This is a genomic window from Salinicola sp. LHM, from assembly GCF_034479735.1.
Taxonomy (GTDB): Bacteria; Pseudomonadota; Gammaproteobacteria; order Pseudomonadales; family Halomonadaceae; genus Salinicola; species Salinicola salarius.
Genome location: NZ_CP140261.1, coordinates 519,506 through 538,778 on the forward strand (window position 1 = coordinate 519,506; position 19,273 = coordinate 538,778).

General features: G+C 63.8%; 19 protein-coding genes. 12 read left to right on the forward strand and 7 right to left on the reverse strand.

Annotation, left to right across the window (positions count from 1 at the left end; translation table 11 throughout):
- Window positions 1-78 precede the first annotated feature (78 nt).
- From crcB to R5R73_RS02590, 7 genes are all read left to right on the forward strand, one after another.
- Window positions 79-480 (forward strand): fluoride efflux transporter CrcB, encoded by a 402-nt coding sequence (gene crcB / locus R5R73_RS02560; protein ID WP_110633739.1) that lies wholly within the window; start codon window positions 79-81, stop codon window positions 478-480.
- Window positions 477-824: a DUF190 domain-containing protein gene (locus tag R5R73_RS02565; RefSeq protein ID WP_110633742.1), complete on the forward strand. Its 348-nt coding sequence runs from the start codon at window positions 477-479 to the stop codon at window positions 822-824. Before crcB ends, R5R73_RS02565 begins: the two co-directional genes overlap by 4 nt.
- A 95-nt stretch (window positions 825-919) precedes the next feature.
- The gene (locus R5R73_RS02570; protein WP_322528673.1) at window positions 920-1,270 is read left to right on the forward strand and encodes a helix-turn-helix transcriptional regulator; all 351 of its coding nucleotides are present in this window, start codon (window positions 920-922) and stop codon (window positions 1,268-1,270) included.
- Window positions 1,271-1,277: 7 nt separating this feature from the next.
- Window positions 1,278-1,691, forward strand: a complete 414-nt coding sequence (gene arsC / locus R5R73_RS02575) for an arsenate reductase (glutaredoxin) (protein ID WP_322528675.1) — start codon at window positions 1,278-1,280, stop codon at window positions 1,689-1,691.
- The gene (gene arsH, locus R5R73_RS02580) at window positions 1,688-2,446 is read left to right on the forward strand and encodes an arsenical resistance protein ArsH (protein ID WP_322528676.1); all 759 of its coding nucleotides are present in this window, start codon (window positions 1,688-1,690) and stop codon (window positions 2,444-2,446) included. The genes arsC and arsH overlap by 4 nt, the downstream gene beginning before the upstream one ends.
- A 15-nt stretch (window positions 2,447-2,461) precedes the next feature.
- Complete coding sequence (locus R5R73_RS02585; protein ID WP_110633754.1) at window positions 2,462-3,772, forward strand: arsenic transporter; 1,311 nt, start codon at window positions 2,462-2,464, stop codon at window positions 3,770-3,772.
- Between the two features lie 80 nt (window positions 3,773-3,852).
- On the forward strand, window positions 3,853-4,515 hold the full coding sequence (locus tag R5R73_RS02590; protein WP_322528677.1) for an NAD(P)H-dependent oxidoreductase: 663 nt from the start codon (window positions 3,853-3,855) through the stop codon (window positions 4,513-4,515).
- Between the two features lie 73 nt (window positions 4,516-4,588).
- Here R5R73_RS02590 and arsJ read toward each other — a convergent pair whose 3' ends face one another.
- The 4 genes from arsJ to R5R73_RS02610 all read right to left on the reverse strand — a co-directional run bounded on the left by arsJ (window position 4,589) and on the right by R5R73_RS02610 (window position 7,728).
- On the reverse strand, window positions 4,589-5,836 hold the full coding sequence (gene arsJ / locus R5R73_RS02595) for an organoarsenical effux MFS transporter ArsJ (RefSeq protein ID WP_322528678.1): 1,248 nt from the start codon (window positions 5,834-5,836) through the stop codon (window positions 4,589-4,591).
- Window positions 5,837-5,848: 12 nt separating this feature from the next.
- Window positions 5,849-6,865: an ArsJ-associated glyceraldehyde-3-phosphate dehydrogenase gene (locus tag R5R73_RS02600; protein WP_322528679.1), complete on the reverse strand. Its 1,017-nt coding sequence runs from the start codon at window positions 6,863-6,865 to the stop codon at window positions 5,849-5,851.
- An 80-nt stretch (window positions 6,866-6,945) separates the two neighbouring features.
- A complete protein-coding gene (locus R5R73_RS02605; protein ID WP_110633765.1) occupies window positions 6,946-7,299 on the reverse strand; it encodes a metalloregulator ArsR/SmtB family transcription factor in 354 nt (117 codons plus the stop codon).
- Between the two features lie 9 nt (window positions 7,300-7,308).
- The gene (locus R5R73_RS02610) at window positions 7,309-7,728 is read right to left on the reverse strand and encodes an arsenate reductase ArsC (RefSeq protein ID WP_322528680.1); all 420 of its coding nucleotides are present in this window, start codon (window positions 7,726-7,728) and stop codon (window positions 7,309-7,311) included.
- A gap of 449 nt (window positions 7,729-8,177) precedes the next feature.
- Here R5R73_RS02610 and R5R73_RS02615 point away from each other — a divergent pair, with 449 nt between their 5' ends.
- Both R5R73_RS02615 and R5R73_RS02620 read left to right on the forward strand, forming a co-directional pair.
- A complete protein-coding gene (locus R5R73_RS02615; RefSeq protein ID WP_071231955.1) occupies window positions 8,178-8,642 on the forward strand; it encodes a DUF2243 domain-containing protein in 465 nt (154 codons plus the stop codon).
- Complete coding sequence (locus R5R73_RS02620) at window positions 8,639-9,406, forward strand: cytochrome c oxidase assembly protein (RefSeq protein WP_322528681.1); 768 nt, start codon at window positions 8,639-8,641, stop codon at window positions 9,404-9,406. Before R5R73_RS02615 ends, R5R73_RS02620 begins: the two co-directional genes overlap by 4 nt.
- A 113-nt stretch (window positions 9,407-9,519) precedes the next feature.
- Here R5R73_RS02620 and R5R73_RS02625 read toward each other — a convergent pair whose 3' ends face one another.
- From R5R73_RS02625 to R5R73_RS02635, 3 genes are all read right to left on the reverse strand, one after another.
- Window positions 9,520-11,946 (reverse strand): phosphoketolase family protein, encoded by a 2,427-nt coding sequence (locus R5R73_RS02625; RefSeq protein WP_322528682.1) that lies wholly within the window; start codon window positions 11,944-11,946, stop codon window positions 9,520-9,522.
- Window positions 11,947-12,028: 82 nt separating this feature from the next.
- Entirely contained in the window at window positions 12,029-13,297 is a 1,269-nt protein-coding gene (locus tag R5R73_RS02630; RefSeq protein WP_322528683.1) for an acetate/propionate family kinase, read from the reverse strand.
- Window positions 13,298-13,583: 286 nt separating this feature from the next.
- On the reverse strand, window positions 13,584-14,408 hold the full coding sequence (locus tag R5R73_RS02635; protein WP_071231951.1) for a manganese catalase family protein: 825 nt from the start codon (window positions 14,406-14,408) through the stop codon (window positions 13,584-13,586).
- 384 nt (window positions 14,409-14,792) lie between these two features.
- On the opposite strand from R5R73_RS02635, the gene R5R73_RS02640 reads away from it, so the two are divergent.
- The 3 genes from R5R73_RS02640 to ligD all read left to right on the forward strand — a co-directional run bounded on the left by R5R73_RS02640 (window position 14,793) and on the right by ligD (window position 19,253).
- The gene (locus R5R73_RS02640) at window positions 14,793-15,404 is read left to right on the forward strand and encodes a hypothetical protein (RefSeq protein WP_071232665.1); all 612 of its coding nucleotides are present in this window, start codon (window positions 14,793-14,795) and stop codon (window positions 15,402-15,404) included.
- An 85-nt stretch (window positions 15,405-15,489) separates the two neighbouring features.
- A protein-coding gene (locus R5R73_RS02645; protein ID WP_322527572.1) for an IS5 family transposase occupies window positions 15,490-16,349 on the forward strand; the annotation gives its coding sequence in 2 pieces (ribosomal slippage) (window positions 15,490-15,859 and window positions 15,859-16,349; 861 coding nt in all).
- Window positions 16,350-16,511: 162 nt separating this feature from the next.
- Window positions 16,512-19,253, forward strand: a complete 2,742-nt coding sequence (gene ligD / locus R5R73_RS02650) for a DNA ligase D (protein ID WP_322528684.1) — start codon at window positions 16,512-16,514, stop codon at window positions 19,251-19,253.
- The last annotated feature ends 20 nt before the right edge of the window (window positions 19,254-19,273 follow it).

Below are 19,273 nucleotides of genomic sequence, written 5' to 3' on the forward strand. Positions count from 1 at the left end.
GTCTGTCTTTCCTTCCTCGCTGGCGCGGCTCCTCGATCGGATCATTGATGAAACCTTGATGTATCGAGGACGCTAGGTATGTGGTTGTCCGTATTGTCGATCGGGGCCGGCGCCGCGATCGGTGCGAATCTGCGATGGCTGTTGGGTGTCTGGCTCAACGCCCTGTTTCCGGCGATTCCGCCCGGGACGCTGGTGGCGAACCTGCTGGGGGCGTGGCTGATCGGTATCGGCGTCGCGTTCTTCGCGCATCTTCCCTCCCTGTCGCCGGAACTCCGCCTGTTCGTGATCACCGGCTTCCTGGGCGCGCTGACCACGTTCTCCACCTTCTCGGCCGAGATGTTCGGCAATATCCAGGCGGAGCGTTACGGCATGGCGTTGATGGGGATCGGCATTCACGTGTTGGGGTCGCTCGCCATGACCGGGCTGGGCTTTCTGACCTTCAGCGTCATTCAGAACGTACTGGGAGGATCGCAGCAATGAATCGTCTGAAAAGCGGCTACGAGGTGATATTCATCGTGCCCGAGTCTCGTCGTCACGAGGGGAAGCGGGTCTACGACTGGGTCACCGAGACGGCGAAGAGCCTGGATATCAACCGGATGACCAGGCGCAGCGATGTCGAGGGAACCGGGGAGGACGGCAAGCTGCACTCTGCCCATTTCTTCGACCTGGCGGATCAGCCCGTCGAGCTGATGTACGCAATGGACGAGGAAAAGGCGGAACGCTTCGTCGCCGCCGTCGAGGAGACCGGCGCCCCGGTCTTCTGTATCTGCCGGCCCGTCTACTTCGGCCAGTTGAACGATAAGTCGAACGACAGCAACGGCTGAATCCGATGCAGCGAGTGGCTCCCGAAGGAGCCACTACCGTTCGGCATCCCTCCGGCGGCTTTGCCGTATTCTGACATGTCCTATATTCTGGACATATGGAAACTACCGCTGTCATTGCCAGTTTTGCCGCCTTGTCCCAGCAGACGCGCCTCGAGGCATTTCGGCTGCTCGTCCGCCATGAGCCCGAGGGGCTTCCGGCTGGCGAGATCGCGCGTCAGCTCTCGGTGCCCCACAACACGATGTCGGCCCATCTCTCGGTGCTGGCGCGGGCCGGTTGGGTCGTCTCGCGACGCCAGAGCCGTTCGATCATCTATCGCGCCGATCTCTCGCACATGAAGGAGACGATCCAGTTCCTGGTGCGCGACTGCTGTGCCGGGCGTCCGGAGGTCTGCGAGCCGCTGATGGAGGCGCTGGGGCAATGCCATCCCGAAAGCAAGGAGACATGAGATCGTCATGAAGCCGTTGATCTACCACAACCCCGACTGCGGCACGTCCCGCAACACGCTGGCGATGATCGAGGCCTCCGGCGAGACGCCGGACGTGATCGAATACCTGAAGACGCCGCCCACCCGCGAGCGGCTGGTCGAACTGATCTCGATGATGGGCATCACGCCGCGAGAACTGCTGCGTCGCAAGGGAACGCCGTTCGAGGAGCTTGGTCTTGGCGATCCGGCCCTGAGCGATGACCGGTTGATCGACACGATGATGGCGCACCCGATCCTGATCAATCGCCCGATCGTGGTCACCGACAAGGGCGCCCGGCTGTGCCGGCCTTCGGAGCGCGTGCTGGGGCTGCTGGCCAACCCGGTCGCCACGTTCACCAAGGAAGACGGCGACGTCGTGCACGCCGAGGGAGCGGGCAAATGATCGGCAGAGAAAGGAGTGGCGGCGAGGTGGACGAGTCCGTTGATTTCGACGACCTGCCCAATATCGATCCGGCGAAACTGCAGCCGATCGATATCGAGGCGCTGGTCGGTAGCGATGCGCCGCGTCATCCGCCAAAGATTCTGGTGCTCTACGGTTCGCTGCGCGAGCGCTCCTTCTCGCGGCTGGCCTCCGAGGAGGCCGGCCGGCTGCTGCGCTGGTACGGCTGCGAGGTGCGAACCTTCAATCCTTCGGGCCTGCCGCTGCCGGACGATGCCGAGGCGGAGCATCCCAAGGTGCAGGAACTGCGCGCACTCGCCGAATGGTCCGACGGCATGCTGTGGGTCAGCCCGGAGCGCCACGGTGCCATGACCGGCATCATGAAGGCGCAGATCGACTGGATTCCGCTGTCGCTGGGCGGCGTTCGCCCCACTCAGGGCAAGACGCTGGCGGTGATGGAAGTCTCCGGCGGCAGCCAGAGCTTCAACGCCGTCAACCAGCTGCGGATCCTGGGGCGCTGGATGCGGATGATCACCATCCCCAACCAGTCCTCCGTGCCCAAGGCGTTCAACGAGTTCGACGACGCCGGCCGCATGAAGCCGTCGCCGCTCTACATGCGCATCGTCGATGTCTGCGAGGAGCTCGTGAAGTTCACCTGGCTGACGCGGGGCCGCTCGGCCTATCTCACCGATCGCTATTCCGAGCGGGTCGAGAGTGCCGAAGAGCTCTCTCGCCGCGTCAATCAAAGCACTCACTGAACTCAAGGTCATTCGATGCTGGCACTGGCTATTTTCGTCGTCACCCTGATCCTGGTGATCTGGCAGCCCAAGGGGCTGGGCATCGGCTGGAGCGCGCTCGGCGGCGCGCTGGTGGCGCTGCTCGCAGGCGTGGTGCAGCTGTCCGACGTCGGCGTGGTATGGGATATCGTCTGGGACGCGACGTTCACCTTCGTCGCGCTGATCGTCATCTCGCTGATCCTCGACGAGGCCGGATTCTTCGCCTGGGCGGCGCTGCACGTGGCGCGCTGGGGCAACGGCCGGGGGCATCTGCTGTTTCCGCTGGTCGTGGTGCTCGGCGCGGTGATCGCGGCGTTCTTCGCCAACGACGGCGCGGCGCTGCTGCTGACGCCGATCGTGATCGCAATCCTGCTGCGGCTGGACTTCTCGCCGCCAGCGGCGCTGGCGTTCATCATCGCCACCGGTTTCGTCGCCGACACCACCAGCCTGCCGCTGGTGATCTCCAACCTGGTCAATATCGTCAGCGCCAACTACTTCGATATCGGCTTCGACCGCTACGCTGCGGTCATGGTGCCGGTCAACCTGGTGTCGCTGGCGGCGACGCTGGCCGTGCTCTGGATCGCCTTCGGCCGGCGGATTCCCAAGCGCTATTCGGTCGAGGAGCTAGACGCGCCGCGCTCGGCGATCAAGGATCCGCTGATCTTCCGGGCCGCTTTTCCGCTGCTGGCGGTGCTGCTCGTCGCCTATTTCGTCACCGCGCCGCTGGGCATTCCCATCGCCTTCGTGACCGGCGCGGCGGCGATTCTGCTGATGGCGATCGCCGGTCGCTGGTGGCAGGGCGGCAAGGGGGCCGCCGTCTCGGTGACTGCGGCGCTCAAGGGCGCGCCGTGGCAGATCGTGCTGTTCTCGATCGGTATGTACCTGGTGGTCTACGGGCTGGGCAACGCCGGCCTGACCGATTACGGCGCCCGGGCGCTGCAGTGGCTGGCCGGGCAGGGCGACTTCGTCGCTACCATTGGCACCGGGTTCCTCTCCGCCATCGTCGCATCAATCATGAACAACCTGCCGTCGACGCTGGTGGGAGCGCTGGCGATCGATCAGGCGCAGGTGCCGGCGGTCACCCAGGAACTGATGGTCTACGCCAACGTGATCGGCAACGACCTGGGGCCGAAGTTCACTCCCATCGGCAGCCTCGCGACGCTGTTGTGGCTGCACGTGCTGGCCGGCAAGGGCTACAGGATCGGCTGGGGGCAGTACATGAAGGTCGGCCTGCTGATCACTCCGCCTGTGCTGCTGGCGACCCTGGTGGCGCTGGCGCTGTGGCTGCCTGCCCTGCCGGCGGCCTGAGCTCGGCAACCCCACGAGCGCCGGCAGCCCACGAGCGCCGGCAGCCGTACGAGAACCGACAATCGGTCGAGAGGCACTGCATGAACATTCTGGTATTTCTGGGCTCGACGAGACAGAGCCAGCCACCGAAACCGCCGCGCCTGGGAAGCCGGGTGGCGACGGCGCTGGTTGCACACTTCCGGGAATCGTATCCGGACGACGAGATCGAGCTGATCGATCCGCTGGATTACGACCTCGGCGAGGTGTTCAAGCCGCACTTCGCCTACGCTTCCGGCCGGGCGCCCGAGCCGCTGGCCGCGCTGGCCGACAGGATCCGCGAGGCCGGCGCCTACGTGATGGTGAGTCCCGAATACAATCACAGCCTCAGCCCGGCGCTGGCGCACCTGCTCAACCACTTCGGCAGTTCGCGCTACGCTTACAAGCCGAGCCTGATCGTGACCTACTCGGCGGGGCAGTGGGGCGGCGTCCGTGCCGCCGTGGGCATGCGTACCTTCCTTTCCGAGCTGGGCTGCCTGCCGGTGTCGGCGATGGTCCACGTGCCGCACGCGGCGGAAGTGCTGGATGACGAAGGGCGGTATCGCGACGACGAGGGCGCCGAGCGCTGGCGGACCTACCTGCAGCGCGGCTCCACCCAACTGCGCTGGTGGGCCGAGGCCGCTCGCAGGCAGCGCGAGGAGGCCGATCCGCACACGCTGATCGGCGATTTCACCCGCGAGCCCCGGCAGCGCGACGCGCCCGGCTGAGTCGACGAAATCCCGACAGACTCGACAGCGCGCCCCTGCGGGAGCGGTCATGATTCCCGCCTTGCGTTGCCGTTCAGTGAATCGGCTCGGCGTCGTCCGACTCGGCCGACTCCGCGGGCAGGCCCAGGGCGATGACGGCGCTCGCCAGTACCAGGCCGGCAGAAACCCAGAGACAGGCCTGGAGTCCGTACGCCTGATACAGCCAGCCGGAGAGCACCGTGCCGATCAGTCGGCCCATGGCATTGGCCATGTAGTAGAAGCCCACGTCCATCGACACGCCTTCGGCGCGTGCGAAGCGCACGATCAGATAGCTGTGCCAGCTGGAGTTGATGGCGAACACCACGCCGAACAGCAGCAGTCCGGCCACCAGCCAGAAGATGTCGGCCTCGAGCGGCAGCAATGCCAGCAGGGCAGGCAGCGAGGCCAGCGCGAGCGCCCAGCCGGCGGTGATACCCCTGGCGCCCCCTTGCACGAGCCGGGTGATCTTCGGCGCCTGTGTCTGCACGCCGCCATAGCCGACCACCCAACCGGCGAGCATGGCGCCGACGGCCCAGTAGCCCCAGCCGTGCTGGTCGTAGAGATACACTGGCAGCGCCACCACGAACCAGACGTCACGGGACGCGAACAGGCACAGCCTGGCCGCGGAAAGCACGTTCACCGCCCGGGAGGTGGAAAAGACCTCGCGAAACCTGGGTTTGGATTTCGTCCTGCCCAGGTCGGCGCGCAGCCGCCACAGCGAGAGCAGCAACACCCCGGCCAGCATCGCCAGCATCAGCGCGATGGCGCCCTGGAAACCGATCAGCGTCAGCAGCAGGCCGCCCAGGAAGAAGCCGATGCCCTTGAGGGCGTTCTTCGAGCCGGTCAGCAGCGCTATCCAGCGGTAAAGGGCGCTTTGCGCCGACTGGCTGTTGCTGGGCACCAGCACCTTCACCGCGCTCTTGGCGCTCATCTTGTTGAGATCCTTGGCGATCCCGGAGAGCGCCTGGGCGGCCATCACCCACACCACGGTCAACATCGACGAGGGCACCAGCAGCATGCCCAGGGCGACGATCTGCAGGCCGAGGCCCACGTTCATCGTCCGGTTGAGCCCGAGCCTGGCACCGAGCCAGCCGCCGACGAAATTGGTCGCGACGCCGAAGGCCTCGTAGAAGAGAAACAGCATTGCCACTTCGAGCGGCGAGTAGCCGAGCTGGTGGAAATGCAGCACCACCAGCATGCGCAGTGCGCCGTCGGTCAACGTGAACGCCCAGTAGTTGCCGGTCACCAGCAGGTACTGGCGGACTTCGAAGGGTAGCGATCTCAGCCGCTCGACAGATGGCATGATCGACCTCGCCTACGCTCGCCCGACCTTGAGCGCCAGCTCGACGGTGCGGTTGGTGTAGCCCCACTCGTTGTCGTACCAGGCGTAGACCTTCACCTGGCTGCCGTCGACCACCAGGGTCGAAAGCGCATCGACGATGGCGCTGCGCGGATCGCCGCAGTAATCCACCGAGACCAGAGGGCGGGTCTCGAAGCCCAGAATGCCTGCCAGTGTGCCCATCGAGGCGTCCTTCAGCGCGTCGTTCACTGCTTCGGCCGTGGTCTCGCGTTCCACCTCGAACACCATGTCGGTGAGCGAGGCATTGGCCAGCGGCACGCGAACGGCATGGCCGTTGAGCTTGCCCGTCAGCTCGGGAAAGATCTCGGTGATCGCCTTGGCGGACCCGGTCGTGGTGGGGATCAGGCTCATGCCGCTGGCCCGGGCGCGACGCAGGTCCTTGTGCGGGCTGTCGAGAATCGACTGGGTGTTGGTGATGTCGTGGATCGTGGTCATCGAGCCGTGGCGAATGCCGAACGTCTCGTGAATCACCTTGACCACCGGCGCCATGCAGTTGGTGGTGCAGCTCGCGGCGGTGACGATGCGATGCCGGCCGGGATCGTATTGGTGGTCGTTGACGCCCATGACCACGTTGAGCACGCCCGCTGCCTTGACCGGGGCCGTGACCACGACCCGCCCGACGCCCTGGTCGAGATAGGCCTGCAGCTTGTCGGGGCTCTTCATGACGCCGGATGCCTCGATCACGACGTCGCACTGCGACCAGTCGCTGTCCGCGAGTTCGCGATGGCTGCTGAACGGGATCTCGACGCCATCCACCGTGATCGACCGCTCGCCGGCCGCAATGCCGCTGCCCGGGGACCAGTGTCCATGCACGGAGTCGAACTCGAGCAGGTGGGCGAAGGTTTCCGCCGTTCCCGCCGGGTCGTTGATCCGCACGATCTCCAGCGTCTCCACCGCGTGGCGATCCCGCAGGCTGCGCAGGGCGAGGCGCCCGATTCTACCGAGGCCGTTGATCCCGATTCGAAGAGACATGGCAACTCCTTTGGCAAGGTTCGGTTGAGCGTGTTCGGTTGGCCGTATGCCACTAACCGTATTTCATTAACCGTATTTCATTAACAGTGTTCGGTCTGGCGCGCGGGGCGGTTTCCCATCGCCGCCAGCCGGTCGCGGGCTTCGTCCATCAGCGAGGAGGCGCCCGCGGTCGCTTCGTCGAGGGTCGCGAGTACCCAGCTCGGCAGACCCGGCATCAAACGATAGTGGACCCACTGCCCGTGGCGCCGATCCTGTAGCAGATCGCACGATCGCAACTGCGCGAGATGCCGCGAGACCTTGGGCTGGGACTCCTGCAGCGCATAGGTCATTTCGCAGACGCAGAGCTCGCCCTCGGTGTGGATGAGCAGCGTCAGGGCGAGACGCGTTTCGTCGCCGAGGCATTTGAAAAGCTGAACGGGAGAGAGTGCGGACACGATCGATCCTCAGGGATGGGCTCTGGACTTGACGCCGAGCCAGAGCTTCAGGCGTGTCTGGATCTCCTGCAGCGTATGCTGGTAGTTCCTGGGATCGTCGTGGAGCCGGGGATCCTGGATGTCCCAGTAGATGAGCTCCCTGGTGCGGCCTTCCCAGTCGCGGCAGTGTTGCCGGGCTTTCTCGCAGAGAATGATGACGGTATCGAACGTCTGGCCGGCGTAGGTCTCCAGCGGCTTGCTCGCCAGCCCCCGGGTACTGACGTTGATCGACTCCAGCGCCTTCAGCGCGGCACGATGGGGTTCGCTGGGCTCGACACCGGCGCTGAAGGCCTCGAAACGATCTCCCGCCATGTGCCGGAGCAGGGCTTCGCCCATCAGCGATCTTGCCGAATTGGCATTGCAGAGAAATAGCACACGCTGCTTTTCCATCAACACGTCCTCATGCGTTTTCAATGCTTCTCGGCGCTCGGGCTGGGTGCCGGCTCGTTGCCGAGTCGATTCCTGCCGCCGATGGGAAGACATTGCCATATACGCATATGTGCATGTCATTTTCATGACAGCGGACTGGCCAGCAGGAATGTGAGTTACAGAAATAAACACACCAAATGCTATTAGTTAACTCACATAAACTTATCTGATGGAATTAGCGCGTACGGTGTAGGGGCAACGTCAGGAAGACGTGGTGCCAAGGATGGAAATTGCAGGAAGCAATATTCACAAGGACGCATGGCAGGATGCCATGGCAAGTTAGCAAGGAACCGCTACGATCTAACCCCGGCCCCTAGCGGTCGGGGTTTTTCGTTCGGTGTCGCTGAGTTTTCATTCGATGAAGCGGGTTTCTTGTCTACTGGTATGCATATCGGCAAGAGGAGATCGTCATGAACGATCTTGTTCAACGACGAGTCGGCGCGACGCTGCTGGCCGCGATCCTGTTGGGCATTGGCATGATGGCGGCGCTCGACGAGATCGTCTTTCACCAGGTGCTGGCCTGGCACCATTTCGTCGAAACCGACAACTCGGCGCTGGCGCTGGCCTCCGATGGGCTGCTGCACACGCTGGAGCTGGTGGTGCTGGTCATCGGTGCGGTGCTGATGCTGCGTCTGCACGAGACCGGCCGGCACGCCGCCGGCTATCGCGGCGCGGGATTCCTGCTGGGGATGGGCGGCTTTCAGCTGTTCGACGGCATCGTCGACCACAAGATACTGGGGCTTCACCAGGTTCGCTACGTCGACAATCTGCTGATGTATGACCTCGGCTGGAACCTGGCCGGCCTGCTGCTGCTCGCCATCGGTTACTGGCTGCTGCGCCGGGCCCGGCGGGGTGAGGCGCTGAGCCAGCGGTGAACGCCTTCACGCTGGTCTTCGGCGCGCTGGCCGCACTCTATGTCTGGGGCTGGTGGCGGTCGAAGCGGCGTGGCCGGGGCTGGCCGCTCTGGCGGCTGGTCATCTTCGTGGGCGGCGCGCTGGCGATCATCGCGGTGATGTCGCCACCATCGATGCAGTGGGCGCACCGGGATTTCCGCGGCCATATGGCGGTGCATCTCGTCGCGGGAATGATCGCGCCGCTGGGGCTGGTGATGGCGGCGCCGATAAGCCTGGCGCTGAAGAACGTGCCCGCGCACTGGGGCCGGCGCTGGGTCGGTTTCGTGTCGCTGGCACCCGTTCGCGTGCTGAGCCACCCCGTCACGGCGGCGCTGCTCAATGTCGGCGGCATGATGGCGCTCTACCTGACCGACCTCTACGCCACGATGCTCCACTCGCCCGGATTCGCGCTGTGGCTGCACTGGCATTTCATCATTGCCGGGTGTCTCTTCACCTGGGCCATTGCCGGGCCGGATCCGGCGCCGAAGCGCCCCTCCCTCGAGTGGCGCTTCGGTGTGCTGGTGGTGTCGATGGCGGCGCACGCCATGCTGTCCAAGTGGATGTACCGGTTCCATCTTCCCGCATCGATGCCGCTCGATCAGGTCCAGCAGGGCGCGGAGCTGATGTTCTACGCCGGGGAGCTGCCGGAAGCGCTGCTGGTCTATCTGCTGGCCCGCCAATGGGTGTGGTCACGCTATCGTGAGACGGCGACGGTCGCGCCCAGGACATCGACGACGCCACGATAGGCGCGCTAGCTGCCGCCTGCGTGGCGTCCCTGCGGTTTTCTTATCAAGGCTCCCTTATCAAGACTCCCTTCGCGAGGCTTCCTTCGCGAGGCTTCCTTCGCGAGGCTTCCTCCTCAAACGTCCTTGTCCACGGGCAGTCGAACGTTGCCCGCCGACCAGACCCACTGGGTGATCTCCGGGATGTCGTCGAGATGCTCGCGGATATAGGCGTGGTGCTTCTGCAGTAGCGCCTGCAGATCCTCGATGAGCCCGGCGGCGCCCTCCCACTGGTCCGGCAGATAGCGCAGGGCATCGAGCGCCAGATGCATGCGGCTCATCTGGTTGAGTACCGTCATGTCGAACGGCGTCGTGGTGGTGCCTTCCTCCTGATAGCCGCGAACGTGGAAACGCTCGGTCTCGGGGCGATTGTGAATCAGCTGGTGCACCACGCCGCGAAAGCCGTGGAAGGCGAAGACCACCGGCCGGTCCGCCGTGAACAGCTCGACGAAACGTTCCTGGCTGATTCCGTGCGGGTGATCCACCCGCAGCGTCATGATATCGACCACGTTGACCACGCGAACTTTCAGCGCGGGCAGGTAGGTACGCAGGATATCCGCCGCTGCCAGGGTCTCCTGCGTGGCGGTGTCGCCGGCGCAGGCCATCACGATATCCGGTGCTTCGTCGCCGCTGTTGCTGGCCCACTCCCAGATGCCGAGACCTTCGCGGCAGTGCTCGCGGGCTTCGTCCATCGTCAGGTACTGCAGCTGGGGATGCTTGTCGATCACGATGGCGTTGAGATGATCGACGCTGTCGAAGCAGTGCTGGGCGGTCGCCAGCAGCGTGTTGGCATCCGGCGGCAGATAGATCCTTACCACCTGCGGCTGTTTGCTCAGCAGCGTGTCGATGAATCCCGGCCCCTGATGGCTGAAGCCGTTATGGTCGTTGCGCCAGCAGGTAGAGGTCAGCAGATAGTTCATCGACGGGATCGAGGCGCGCCAGTCGACGTTGCGGGCGTGCTCCAGCCATTTGGCATGCTGGATCGCCATGGAATCGATGATCGAGACGAAAGCCTCGTAACTGGCGAACAGGCCGTGGCGGCCGGTCAGCACGTAGCCTTCCAGCCAACCGTTGCAGTTGTGTTCGCTCAACACCTCGAGCATGCGACCGTCCATGGAGAGCTGTTCGTCGTATTCCTCGAATGGCCCCATGAAACAGCGATCGGTGACGTCCAGCACCGCGCCGAGCCGGTTGGACTTGATCTCGTCGGGGCAGAACAGCCGGAAGTTGTGCGGGTTGTCGACGTAGATATCGCGCATGAACTGGCCAAGGCGCTCGGTGGAACCGTGGAGCTCGCGGCCGCGCTGCGCCTCGTCGAACTCGACGGCGTAGCTCTCGAGCGGCCGGTACGCGAGCGGCTGGCGCAGCTTGCCGCCGTTGGCGTGCGGGTTGGCGCCCATGCGCCGTTCGCCGACAGGGCACAAGGCGGTGATGGATTCCCGGGGCGCGCCCTGCTCGTCGAACAGCTCCGCCGGCTGATAGGACTGCATCCAGCTTTCGAGCTGCTGCAGTCGCTCGGGATGGTCCTTCAGGCCGCTCATCGGCACCTGGTGGGCGCGAAACGTCCCTTCCACCGGCAGGTCGTCGACGGACTTCGGCCCGGTCCAGCCTTTTGGGGTCCGCAGCACGATCATCGGCCAGACCGGCCGGTGGTCGATGCCTTCCTGTCGCGCATGCTGCTGAATCTCGTGGATCCCGTCGAGGGCGCTGGTCAGTGCCGCCGCAAAGTCCCGGTGGACGGCATCGGGCTCGTCGCCCGCGACGAAGAGCGGCGCGTAGCCGTGGCCGCGGAAGTAGTGCTCCAGCTCCTCGTCGCTCTTGCGCGCCAGCACCGTCGCCGAGCCGATCTTGTAGCCGTTGAGGTGCAGGATCGGCAGCACCGCGCCGTCCCGGGTCGGATTGAGATAGTTGACGCCTTTCCAGGAGCCTTCCAGCGGGCCGGTTTCCGCCTCGCCGTCACCCACCACTGCGGCCGCGACGAGATCGGGGTTGTCGAACACGGCACCGAAGGCGTGGGTCAGCACGTAGCCCAGCTCGCCCCCTTCGTGGATCGAGCCCGGCGTGGGCACGCTGACATGGCTGGGCACGCCGCCGGGCGTCGAGAACTGGCGGAACAGGCGCTGCATGCCTTCCGCGTTGCGCGGCACATGACCGAAATGCTCGCTGTAGCTGTTCTCCAGCCACAGGTTGGCGAGCAGCGCCGGGCCGCCGTGGCCGGGGCCCGTCAGATAGATCACGTCGAGATCGCGGCGCTGGATCTGTGCGTTGAGATGGGCGTAGATCAGATTGAGCCCCGGCACCGTGCCCCAGTGGCCGAGCAGGCGCGGCTTGATGTGATCGAGCGTCAGCGGCGTCTCGAGCAGCGGGTTGCCGGTGAGATAGATCTGGCCGACGGCGAGATAGTTGGCCGCCCGCCACCAGTGGTCGATCCGCTTCAGCAACTCCTCGTCCTTGTCGACCGGAAGCCGGGGCGTCGTCGTGGATTGGCTCATGGAAGGGGACATGAAGGCACTCCTGGATAATGGTGGCGTGAACGAAAGAGATCGGATGCCAATGGCTGACGGCTCGATGTTTCGGGCAGATTTCCTAGGCGCGATGGCCCTGATCCTGATCCTGATCCGGGTCCGGGTCCGACGCGCTGGCGTCGCCCCGCGTGCGTGACCGGTAGAGCTGCCAGGTGTGCCGGGCGATCATCGTCTCCTCGTCGGTGGGGATGACGTGAACGGCGACTGCGCTATCCGGCGTCGAAATGCGCCCTGGCTCGGCGGCCCGGTTTGCGGTGTCGTCCAGCGCCACCGACCACAGCGGGGCCAGCCGCTCGATGACGGCCTGGCGAATCGGCGCCGCGTGTTCGCCGATGCCGGCGGTAAAGACGATCCCATCGACACCGCCCAGGCTCACCGCCATGCGTCCCATTTCCTGGGCGACGCGATAGACGAAGAAGTCCACCGCCAACCGTGCCCGGGGTGAATCGCTCTCCAGCAGCGTCTGCATGTCGCTGTCGATACCGGAAAGCCCGAGCAGCCCGGCATCGTGGTAGAGCAGCGTCTGCAGCTTCTCGCTCGAATAGCCGAGTTCATGCTCGAGATAGAGCACCAGCCCCGGATCGAGGGCGCCCGAGCGCGTCCCCATCGGCAGCCCGTCCAGCGCCGTGAAGCTCATCGTGGTATCGACGCTCCTGCCGGCCTGCAGTGCGCAGAGACTGGCACCGTTGCCCAGGTGGGCGACGATGGTACGGCCCTCGGCCAGACGTCGGTCGACATCGGGCAATCGGCCCGCGATGTATTCGTAGGAGAGCCCGTGAAAGCCGAAGCGGCGGATGCCCTGCTCGAAGAAGCGATAGGGGAGGCCGGTCAACCGGGCGACGCAGGGCATCCCGAGATGGAAGCTGGTATCGAAGCAGGCGACCTGCAACGTCTCGGGGGCGAAACGGCTGACGGCATCGATACCTTCCAGATGATGCGGCTGATGCAGCGGCGCCATCGGGACCAGTGACGCGATACTTTCGCGGGTGGCGTCGTCGATGGCCGTCGGCATGGAAAAGAGGTCGCCGCCATGGACGATGCGATGGCCGACCGCGGCCAGTTCCAGCTTGCCGAATCGTGCATCCAGCGCTTCGCGCAATCGCGCGTAGGCGCTGTCATGATCCGGCAGCTCGTGATCATTTGGCGTCTCGTCGAGGAAAACGCTGCCATCGGCCAGCTTTCCGAACAGATGCGGCGAATCGCCGATCTCCTCGACCTGGGCCTTGGCGATGAGTTCGGGCGAGGTCGTATCGTCGGTGCGATAGAGCGAAAGCTTGATACTGGAGGAACCGGCATTGAGGGCGATGATATAGGCGGATGACGCGGCCATGAGGTCTTGTCCTGTTGCTGACTATGGCGACTGGCTGGCTATTGCGACTTGCTGACTATAGCGGCGAGCGGGCCATAGCGACTCACCGACGATAGTGGAGAACGGAGGGCGCGAGCGAGCCACGACGCACCGATATCAAGGTGGTCGACCCGGGCCGCCCCTTCAAATGACGACTGGCCCCGATGAATTCGGGACCAGTCTCGTTCAGGGACCGACACGTCGACGAATGCAGCATGCCTCAGCGAGGCGTGTCGGTAGCGACACGCGTCACGCTCGCCTCGCCGGGTTACAGCTGCTCTTTCTGAGCGCCGGAATTCTCCCTGGCCTTGCCCAGCGACGGCGCCTGGCCTTCGGGTTCGGGCGCCTGGCGCGTCGTGTACTCGGCCCTGCCATCCAGCGACGGCCCCTGATTCCAGCGGCCCATCGGCGCTTCCTTGTCCATCAGCGTATTGAGGTAGTAGTACGAATGTTCCATTGCCTCGTGAGCCTCCGGCGTCGAGTTGGGAATCGGCAACTGCTTCTCGAATCCGCCCAGTTCCTCGACTACCGCGAGCCACTGCTGCTGGTGGTAGGTATCGCGAGCGATCAGGAACGACAGGAAATCCTTCATGCCTTTATCGCTGGTCCAGTTGTACAGCCGCGAGGCCAGCACGCGACCGCTGGATTCCGCGGCCACGTTGGCCATCATGTCCGCCGCCACGTTGCCGGTCGCATAGATATGGCTCATGTCGAACGGCACGCCGTTGGCATTGACCGGCATGGCGGAAAGGCCGGAAGAAAGCAGGTGGCGAGGATTGGCGCCGCCGAGGATTGCATTGATGATCGGATCCTTGGCCGATTCCTCCTGATAGGAGACGGGCGCGCCTTCCAGGTTCAGGGCGACGGCATGGCCGAGCATTTCGATGTGAGCCAGCTCTTCGGTGGCCGTGGACATCAGCAGATCGCGAATGCGATCGTCACCGCGGGCCCCCATGGCTTGAAAGAAGTACTGCATGGCGACCCGAATCTCACCTTCGACACCGCCGATTGCCTGCTGCAGCAGCATGGCAAATTGGGGGTCGGGCTGATCGACCTTGACCGGGTACTGAAGTTTGGATGAATGATGGAACATGGTTTTTCTCCGGGAACGAGGTAGCGAAGCTATCCGATGGGTTCAGGAAGTGGTTGCCATCAAAAATAGCCGATGCCTATCAGAAGCTAGTTGCCATGAATAACAGCGCTACTGATCCAGGTTAAAAAGGCCTGTTTATTAGGTTTTTATTTGTATCCTCTGCCGGTCATCAGGCCAGGATTTCATCCGAAGCCGTGTTTCCATTTTCTCCTCTCGAGGTCTTTTCCTCCATTTTTTGTAAAGCAATAATTACCTTCGGTTAATAACGGCGTGGCTTTTAACTGGCGATAATTGTCGATGCTTTTACTTTTCATGAGTGCAACCGTTAGCGCCACTCTGAGTCGGATAATCATCGATATGGCACGTCAAAGGTAGCAATGAATCATGGAATGGTTATCGAACCATAGTTCCGCTATCAATGCGGTGACTGGCTTTTTCACGCTTCTGGTATGGCTGTTTTACGCGCAACTGCTCTATCTGAATTTCAGAAGGCAGCGGCAACCCAAGATCATCATCAATCGCGGCGGCGGAAAGACGCTGCAGGCCCGTTGTGTCGTCAGCAACATGAGTCCGGAAGCGATCTTCATCGAACATATCTTCGCCATCCTGCACACGGACAAGGGCAATTACGCTATCAGCATGATCGATATGGAAGATGCCGAAAAACCGAAGTCGTCCCAGCTGGCGGAGACGACACGACAGGGGCCGATGATGCCCGGCAGTTTCAACGATATCGGCACCTTCGAAGGCATCATCCAGAAAGTGCAGACCTACCACGGCATCGCCGACGACGAGATCGTCCTCCAAGCGATCGAGCTGCGTTTCATCGCCGTATACGGCAGTGAGGACGCGCCGGTCGGCGCGCTCAGAACGTTCGAACTGAGCGAGGACGAAAACGGGTGTTACCTGACCCCGACCTCCCATGATACCCGCCGCTACGCGTCCCATTGGCGCCGACACAAGGTGCGTCAATGGATTCGCGAGATGAACGACTAACTAGTCGCACGACCAACTGGATTACGCTTTGTCTGAAAAATGATGTCTTGCTAGCCTTTCCTCCCTCAGACTTGGAGGTATTGTCATGGCAGGACGTTACGAGATTTCCGATCGGGGTTGGACATTGATTGAAGATATCGTTTCGCCTGGCACGCCCGCTGGGCGTGGACGCCCACGCCGCGATGACCGGCAGATGCTCAACGGCATCTTCTGGATCCTCTGTTCCGGCGCCAAATGGCGGGATCTGCCCGAACGCTTCGGCCCATGGAAAACGGTCTACCAGCGCTTTCGTCAGTGGCGAGATGACGGCACACTCGAACGCAGCCTGTCACGCCTTCACCTGAAGCTTCGGGAAGATGGTTACATGGATCTCGATACCTGGATGGTGGACTCCACCTCGATTCGAGCGACTCGCTCTGCCGCTGGTGGCAGTAAAAAAGGGGCTCTGGAGAACGGGTAGGCCATGCGCTTGGACGAAGCCGAGGCGGCCTGACCACCAAGATTCACCTGGTTTGCGATGCCAATGGCGTTCCCCTGAGCTTCCTGCTATCGCCTGGTCAGCATGCCGATTCACGCTATCTCGTTCCTGTCATGGAGCAGATCCGCTTGCCAGGTCATACGGGACGTCCCCGCAAGCGCTGCCGCCATCTGCTGGCCGACCGAGGTTACGATAGTGATCGATTGCGTCGCTACTGCGACCGGTACGGAATACGACCGACGATCCGGCACCGACAGATGCACCGTCGCCCCAAGCCAGGACTACCCCGCCTGTTCGAGCGCCCGCGTTATCGGCGTCGCAATGTGATAGAGCGTCTATTTGGCTGGATGAAGGAAAAGCGGCGACTTTGTACTCGCTACGACAAGCTGGCAAAAAGTTACCGTGCCATGGTCACGCTGGCCTGCATCGAGCGCTGTTTACGGGTCTATTTTTCAGACAGAGCGTAACGATCAGGAGCCGCGTGGTGGCCAGGGATCAGCGCTGGATGACCTGAATCAATGATCTGACGTGCCGATTGGCGTCGACTACGCTGAAGTCTATCGGCAGATTATCGTTTCCATTCGCCAGGCTATCGTTCCATTCGCCAGGCTATCGTGAGGGAGCAACGGATGGCTGACCTCGAGACCTATCGCAACAAGCGAGACTTCTCGCGCTCGCCGGAACCTCGCGGCAAACGCGGCAGGAAGCGGTCGCGGTCGAGTTTCGTGATCCACAAGCACGACGCCAGCCGGCTGCACTACGACCTGCGGCTGGAAGAGGATGGCGTGCTGCGCAGCTGGGCGCTGCCCAAGGGGCCGAGCCTCGAGCCGGGAGAGAAACATCTGGCGGTGCAGGTCGAGGATCATCCGCTCGACTACGGCGATTTCGAAGGCGTGATCCCCGAGGGTTACGGCGCCGGCACGGTGATGATCTGGGATCGCGGCGAGTGGCGCGTCAATGGCAAGCACGACGACGGCCAGATCGATTTCGAACTCGACGGCGACAAGCTCAAGGGCGCCTGGACGCTCAAGCGCATGCGCGGTCGAAATGGCGACGGCCAGCAGGGAAGCGGCAGGCAGTGGCTGATGATCAAGCGCCACGACGACGGCGATGCCCACGTGCCCGACAGCCTGGATGACGTCAGCGTCGCCTCGAATCGGCGCATGGCGGAGATCGCCGAAGGGAAGTCCGAATCCGCCTCTGCAAAATCCGAATCCTCGTCATCAGCAACCTCGTCATCAACAAGCTCGGCTTCGAAATCCTCTTCAACGAAATCCTCGTCATCCCGATCCTCATCATCGAAGCCCTCATCATCAAAAACCGGGAGCAAACGCTCGAGCAGCGGTCGCAAGGCCCGGGCCATCAAGATCGATCCCGGTCAGGTCGAGGGCGCGCGCCAGGCGAGCTTCCCGGCCCAGCCCAAGGCGCAGCTGGCCACGCTGGTCGACGAGGCGCCGGCCGGTGATGACTGGCTCCACGAGATCAAGTTCGATGGCTACCGCATCCTGGCGCGGCTCGACGGTGGCAAGGTGCGCCTGCTGACCCGCAACGGCCACGACTGGCGGGACCGCTTTCCCGAGATTGCCGAGGCGATCGAAGCCCTGCCGCTGGACAAGGCCCTGCTCGATGGCGAGGTCGTGGCGCTGCGACGCGATGGCGTCAGCGACTTCCGGCGTCTGCAAGGCGCGCTGAGCGAAGAGAAGACCGCCGGGCTGGTCTATCAGATCTTCGATCTGCGCTATCTCGACGGCCTCGGGTTCGAGGGCGTGACACTCGACGACGCGACCCTGCGCGATCGCAAGGCAGTGCTGGCGCAAGTCTGCGAAGCCGTGGGAATCGGCAACGGCGGCATGCTGCGCTATACCGATCACATCGAAGGGCAGGGCGAGGCGTTCTACGAACAGGCGAGCCGCCAGGGCCTGGAGGGGATCGTCTCCAAGCGCGCCGACGCCCCTTATCGCGGCCGCCGCAATCGGGACTGGCTGAAGACCAAGACCGAGCGCCAGGCGGAGTTCGTGGTCGGCGGCTACACCGATCCCCAGGGATCGCGCAGCGGCTTCGGTTCGCTGCTGATCGGCGCCTATGACGACGCGGGCAAACTGCGCTACTGCGGCCGGGTCGGGGCGGGGTTTTCCCACGCCCAGCTCGCCGAGTGGCAGCGCGATCTGGCCCGCTCGCCGCGCAAGACCTCGCCCTTCGTCGAGCGTGACATTCCCGATCTGGCCAGCAGCCACTGGGTCACGCCGAAGCGCGTGATCGATGTCAACTTCAGCGAATGGACCAACGACGGGCGCCTGCGCCACCCGCGCTTTCGTGGCGTGCGCGAGGACCGCGATCCCAGGGACATTCGATTGAGCCAGCAGCAAGCCTCGGGGGCGACCATGACGAAACAGGCCAACGACAATCGTTCATCCGCAAAGACGAGCGGCAGCGCCGCAAAGACGGACGGCTCCGCAAAGGCGAGCGGCAGCGGTGACGTCAGGATCGAAGGCATTCGGCTGACGCATCCGGATCGGGTGCTGTTCGAAGAGGAAGGGATCACCAAGCGGGCGCTCGCCGAATTCTATGCCGAGCAGGCCGGCTGGATCCTGCCCGATCTCGCCCAGCGGCCATTGACGCTGCTGCGCTGCCCCGGCGGTGTCGGCAAGGAGTGTTTCGTCCAGAAGCACCCCAGCGAGACCATGCCGGACGACCTGCCGAGCGTGGCCATCGCCGAGAAGTCCGGCAAGCATGACTATCTCTACGTCCGCAGCGCGGCCGATCTGGTGGCGCTGGTCCAGATGGGAACCATCGAATTCCACCTCTGGAACAGTCGCGTCGACGACCTCGAACGCCCCGACCAGCTGGTGTTCGATCTCGATCCCGCGCCGGACTGCAAGTGGCAGGCGGTCATCGATGTCGCCGGCGAGCTGCGCCAGACCCTGGCCGAGCTCGATCTCGTCGCGTTTCTGCGCACCACCGGCGGCAAGGGGCTGCATCTGGTGGTCCCGCTCAAGCCTCACGCCGATTGGGATACCGCCAAGGCGTTCGCCGAGGCGGTCTGCGAGCGCTGCGCCGACCGCCATCCCGATCAGCTGACGCTCAACATGTCCAAGCAGGCCCGCCGCGGCAAGGTATTCCTCGACTACCTGCGCAACGGCCGGGGTGCCACGGCGGTGGCCTCCTACTCCGTCCGCGCCAGGCCCGGCGCACCGGTCGCCACGCCGATCCGCTGGGATGAGCTCGGGCCGAAACTCAAGGCCGATCGATACACGCTGACCAACCTGCCGCGCCGGCTGGCCTCCCTTGAGCAGGACCCCTGGGCCGGGTTCGATGACGCCCGCCAACGGCTGACCAAGCAGCGCTGCCGCGATGCCGGGATGGAGGTCTGAATGTCTGACGGGAGGATGGT

Bases quoted from the DNA above. Each gene is read 5' to 3' on its own strand.
- crcB (WP_110633739.1), top strand. From the start codon at position 79: ATGTGGTTGTCCGTATTGTCGATCGGGGCCGGCGCCGCGATCGGTGCG.
- R5R73_RS02565 (WP_110633742.1), top strand. From the start codon at position 477: ATGAATCGTCTGAAAAGCGGCTACGAGGTGATATTCATCGTGCCCGAG.
- R5R73_RS02570 (WP_322528673.1), top strand. From the start codon at position 920: ATGGAAACTACCGCTGTCATTGCCAGTTTTGCCGCCTTGTCCCAGCAG.
- arsC (WP_322528675.1), top strand. From the start codon at position 1,278: ATGAAGCCGTTGATCTACCACAACCCCGACTGCGGCACGTCCCGCAAC.
- arsH (WP_322528676.1), top strand. From the start codon at position 1,688: ATGATCGGCAGAGAAAGGAGTGGCGGCGAGGTGGACGAGTCCGTTGAT.
- R5R73_RS02585 (WP_110633754.1), top strand. From the start codon at position 2,462: ATGCTGGCACTGGCTATTTTCGTCGTCACCCTGATCCTGGTGATCTGG.
- R5R73_RS02590 (WP_322528677.1), top strand. From the start codon at position 3,853: ATGAACATTCTGGTATTTCTGGGCTCGACGAGACAGAGCCAGCCACCG.
- arsJ (WP_322528678.1), bottom strand. From the start codon at position 5,836: ATGCCATCTGTCGAGCGGCTGAGATCGCTACCCTTCGAAGTCCGCCAG.
- R5R73_RS02600 (WP_322528679.1), bottom strand. From the start codon at position 6,865: ATGTCTCTTCGAATCGGGATCAACGGCCTCGGTAGAATCGGGCGCCTC.
- R5R73_RS02610 (WP_322528680.1), bottom strand. From the start codon at position 7,728: ATGGAAAAGCAGCGTGTGCTATTTCTCTGCAATGCCAATTCGGCAAGA.
- R5R73_RS02615 (WP_071231955.1), top strand. From the start codon at position 8,178: ATGAACGATCTTGTTCAACGACGAGTCGGCGCGACGCTGCTGGCCGCG.
- R5R73_RS02625 (WP_322528682.1), bottom strand. From the start codon at position 11,946: ATGTCCCCTTCCATGAGCCAATCCACGACGACGCCCCGGCTTCCGGTC.
- R5R73_RS02630 (WP_322528683.1), bottom strand. From the start codon at position 13,297: ATGGCCGCGTCATCCGCCTATATCATCGCCCTCAATGCCGGTTCCTCC.
- R5R73_RS02635 (WP_071231951.1), bottom strand. From the start codon at position 14,408: ATGTTCCATCATTCATCCAAACTTCAGTACCCGGTCAAGGTCGATCAG.
- R5R73_RS02640 (WP_071232665.1), top strand. From the start codon at position 14,793: ATGGAATGGTTATCGAACCATAGTTCCGCTATCAATGCGGTGACTGGC.
- ligD (WP_322528684.1), top strand. From the start codon at position 16,512: ATGGCTGACCTCGAGACCTATCGCAACAAGCGAGACTTCTCGCGCTCG.